Source organism: Mycobacterium sp. DHQP2018-32-09 (genome assembly GCF_058148405.1).
Genome location: NZ_JBYVYK010000104.1, coordinates 1 through 3988 on the forward strand (window position 1 = coordinate 1; position 3988 = coordinate 3988).

Genomic DNA, 3988 nt, shown 5'->3' on the forward strand with positions numbered 1-3988 from the left:
CCCGCCGCCACCCCCGAGCCCGCCGCCACCCCCGAGCCCGCCGCCACCCCCGAGCCCGCCGCCACCCCCGAGCCCCAGCCCGTTCCGGTCGAACCCGAGGCGCGCCCCGGCAGGCACTACGCGCCAGGTGCGGATCCCGGCAAGGGTCCCGCCCAGCCCGAGGCGGCCCCCGAGCCGGCCGAGCGGTCCCGCAGGGCACGTCATCGGCCGCCCGACGAGGACGCCGGGCAACCGAACCCGGTACCCGTTCGGGAACCGGCCCCCGAGGAGGCCGACGACCCCGGCGGCCAGCACGCCGACGGCCAGCCCGCCGCCGAACTCCTGGCCCGACTGCAGGCTGGTGGCACCACCGGCGGTGGTCGCCGCAGGCGTCGAGAGGACTGAAGCGCCCCGACGTCGATGAGCTAATCTCTTGGCGGTCGTCCGGTACCCGTGCGAGGGACCGGAAACGTTCGCACCAAGACGTCAGTGAGGTCGTCCACGTGGAGACGCCAGCGGGCCTGCGCCCGGCACGACTGACCGTCGGCATCATCTCCGCCGGTCGCGTCGGCACCGCGCTCGGCGTCGCACTGGAACGGGCCGAACACGTCGTCGGCGCGTGCAGCGCCATCTCGCAGGCCTCGCGTCGCCGCGCCGAACAGCGCCTGCCCGACACCCCGGTGCTGGCCGTGCCCGACGTCGCCGCGCGGGCCGAGTTGCTGTTGCTCGCGGTGCCCGATTCGGAGTTGGCCGCGCTGGTGGCCGGGCTCGCGGCGACGGGGACGGTGCGGCAGGGAACCATCGTGGTGCACACCTCCGGCGCCAACGGCATCGCGGTGCTGCGGCCGCTGAGCGAGCTGGGCTGCATCCCGCTGGCCATCCACCCCGCGATGACCTTCACCGGGGCTGACGAGGACATCGCCCGGTTGGCCGAGGCCTGTTTCGGCATCACCGCGGCCGACGAGGTCGGGTACGCCATCGCACAGTCGCTGGTGCTCGAGATCGGCGGCGAACCGTTCCGCGTCCCCGAGGACGCCAGGACCCTGTATCACGCCGCGCTCGCGCACGGCGGCAATCACCTCACCACCGTGGTGCTCGACGCGGTCGAGGCGCTGCGTACCGCGATCCGCGGGCAGGAGCTGCTGGGCCAGGAACTCGTCGGCGACGATCCCGGCGGTATCGCCGAGCGCATCCTGGCCCCGCTGGCCCGCGCCTCGCTGGAGAACGCGCTGCGGCGGGGCCAGGCCGCGCTCACCGGCCCCGTGGCGCGTGGCGACGCGGCCGCGGTCGCTGCGCACCTGCGGGCCTTGTCGGCAGTGAATCCCGATGTGGCGCAGGCCTATCGGGCCGACTCCCGCCGCAGCGCGCAGCGTGCGCACGCCTCCGCCGACGTCTTCGCGGCACTGGCCGAGGACACCAACGTCGCCGGACACGGCGAAGATCCGGAAGGACGGTCGTGACCAACCGCAGGGCACCTCGCTTCACCCCGGGGGAACTCAACCAGTACACCAACCCGGCGGACGCCGCCGACGTCACGCGGGCACTGCGCACCACGGGCAGGCGCATCATGCTGGTGCCCACCATGGGTGCCTTGCACGACGGGCACCTGTCGCTGGTGCGCGCCGCCAAACGCGTGCCGGGTGCGGTGGTCGTGGTGTCGATCTTCGTCAACCCGCTGCAGTTCGGACCCGGTGAAGATCTGGACGCCTATCCCCGCACGCTCGACCGCGATCTCGAGGCGCTCCGGACTGAGGGTGTCGACATCGCCTTCACCCCAACGGCTTCGGCGATGTATCCGCAGGGTCGACGAACCATGGTGGTTCCGGGGCCCCTCGGCGCGGAACTCGAGGGCGCTTCGCGCCCAACGCATTTCGCCGGAATGCTGACGGTGGTGTTGAAGCTGTTCAACGTCGTCGGACCCGACCGGGCCTTCTTCGGCGAGAAGGACTACCAGCAGCTGGTGCTCATCCGGCAGATGGCCGACGATCTCGACCTCGGGGTCCGCATCGTCGGCGTGCCCATCGTGCGGGAACCGGACGGCCTGGCGATGTCGTCGCGCAACGCCTATCTCGACGAGGATCAGCGCGAACAGGCCGGGGCGTTGTCGGCAGCGCTGCTGGCGGGGATGTACGCCGCCTCCCGCGGCGCCGACGAGGCACTGGCTGCCGCGCGTGCGGTGCTGGTCGAGGTGCCTGCACTCGAGGTCGACTACCTGGAGGTGCGCGACACCTGGCTGGGCCCGGCTCCCGCCGAGGGGGCGGCGCGACTGCTGGTCGCGGCGCGGCTGGGGACCACGCGATTGCTGGACAACATCGCCATCGACGTCGGCGCGGCGTCCGGCATCGACGGCCATCCCCGCGTCGAGGATGGCGACGGGCACGAATTGCCATGGCGGAACTGATGTTCGGCCCGAGCCACCGAGTCGGGCGGTAACCCGCGTGCTGCTGGCAATCGACGTCCGCAACACCCACACCGTGGTCGGGCTGCTCTCGGGTACCGGGCAGCACGCGAAGGTGGCGCACAGCTGGCGCATCCGCACCGAGCCCGAGGTCACCGCCGACGAGCTGGCGCTCACCATCGACGGGCTCATCGGGGACGACGCCGAGCGGCTCACCGGGGCCACCGGCCTGTCGACGGTGCCGTCGGTGCTGCACGAGATCCGCGTGATGCTCGAGCAGTACTGGCCCGACGTCCCGCGCGTGCTCATCGAACCCGGGGTCCGCACCGGCATGCCGCTGCTGGTGGACAACCCCAAGGAGGTCGGCGCCGACCGCATCGTCAACTGCCTGGCCGCGTTCCAGCGGTTCCAGGGGCCGGCCATCGTCGTCGACTTCGGCTCGTCGATCTGCGTCGACGTCGTCTCCCGCAAGGGCGAGTTCCTCGGCGGTGCCATCGCCCCGGGCATCCAGGTGTCCTCGGATGCGGCGGCCGCCCGCTCGGCCGCGCTGCGCCGGGTCGAGCTGACGCGCCCGCGGTCGGTGGTGGGCAAGAACACCGTGGAGTGCATGCAGGCGGGTGCGGTGTTCGGGTTCACGGCGCTGGTCGACGGATTGGTCAGCCGGGTGCGCGAGGACGTCGACGGCTTCGGCGGCGACGACGTCGCCGTGGTCGCCACCGGCCACACCGCACCGCTGGTGCTGCCGGACCTGCGCACCGTCGAGCACTACGACCGGTACCTGACGCTCGACGGGCTGCGGCTGGTGTTCGAACGCAACCGCGACACCCAGCGCAAGCGCTAGAAGAAGGTCCGCACCACCTCGACGACCCGGCCGTCGTCGGCCAGCACCGGGATCAGCTGCCACCGGTCGAACGTGGTGCAGGGGTGCGAGATGCCGAACTCCAGCCAGTCGCCGACGGCCACCGCGTCGTCGCCGCGCAGGAATGCGTGCTGGTCGGCCAGGGCGGTCACCGTCGTGCGCGGCAGCGTCCGCGGCACCGGCAGCCCGGCGTCGAACGACACGTCGCGGCGGCCCATCGTCACCAGCGCCAGCCCGGGCTCGGGACGCGAGGCCACCTGCGACCACACGGTCAGCGCCGGCCGCAGCGGCAACGGCGACGTGCGGTGGTACAGCCCGTCGTCGTGCGCGAGGTAGCAGCCGCTGCGCAGCACGGTTCGCACGCCGGGCCGCGACCACCCGGTCAGCCCCTCGGCGACCAGGTCGGGATAGGTGCTGCCGCCCGCGGTCACCACCACCTCGTCGGTCTCGAACAGGCCGGCCAACCGCAGCACGGCGGCCCGCAGTTCGGCGACGTACTCCCGCACCGCGGCGCGCGCCGCCGGTGAACCGTCCTGCCCGAGCGCGGCCTCGTACCCGGACACCCCGACCAGGCGCAGCTGCGGCGAGGCCGCGGCGGCCCTGGCCACCGCGTCGACGGCGGCCGCGCCGCGTGCGCCGGTGCGGCCGCCTGGCATACCGACCTCGACGCAGACGTCGAGCGGGCGATCGGCGCCCGCCAGCGCCGCCGACATCAGCTGCACGCCGGGCTCCGAGTCCACCCAGCACACGAC

At 73.1% G+C, this 3988-nt stretch carries 4 protein-coding genes and 1 pseudogene; 4 read left to right on the forward strand and 1 reads right to left on the reverse strand.

Translation table 11 applies throughout. From position 1 onward, the window contains the following. From AC30CM_RS26785 to AC30CM_RS26800, 4 genes and pseudogenes are all read left to right on the forward strand, one after another. Positions 1-384 (forward strand): annotated as a pseudogene (locus AC30CM_RS26785) (DUF6779 domain-containing protein); the annotation flags it as partial. 98 nt (positions 385-482) lie between these two features. Further along, a complete protein-coding gene (locus tag AC30CM_RS26790) occupies positions 483-1439 on the forward strand; it encodes a Rossmann-like and DUF2520 domain-containing protein (RefSeq protein ID WP_490119943.1) in 957 nt (318 codons plus the stop codon). Further along, positions 1436-2380 carry a pantoate--beta-alanine ligase gene (panC, locus tag AC30CM_RS26795; RefSeq protein WP_490119944.1) on the forward strand — a complete coding sequence of 315 codons (945 nt, stop codon included), beginning with the start codon at positions 1436-1438 and terminating at the stop codon, positions 2378-2380. The genes AC30CM_RS26790 and panC overlap by 4 nt, the downstream gene beginning before the upstream one ends. 37 nt (positions 2381-2417) lie before the next feature. After that, a complete protein-coding gene (locus AC30CM_RS26800) occupies positions 2418-3218 on the forward strand; it encodes a type III pantothenate kinase (RefSeq protein WP_490119945.1) in 801 nt (266 codons plus the stop codon). Here AC30CM_RS26800 and AC30CM_RS26805 read toward each other — a convergent pair. Next, on the reverse strand, positions 3215-3988 hold a 774-nt coding region (locus tag AC30CM_RS26805), incomplete at its 5' end, for an alanine racemase (RefSeq protein ID WP_490119946.1). The genes AC30CM_RS26800 and AC30CM_RS26805 overlap by 4 nt on opposite strands.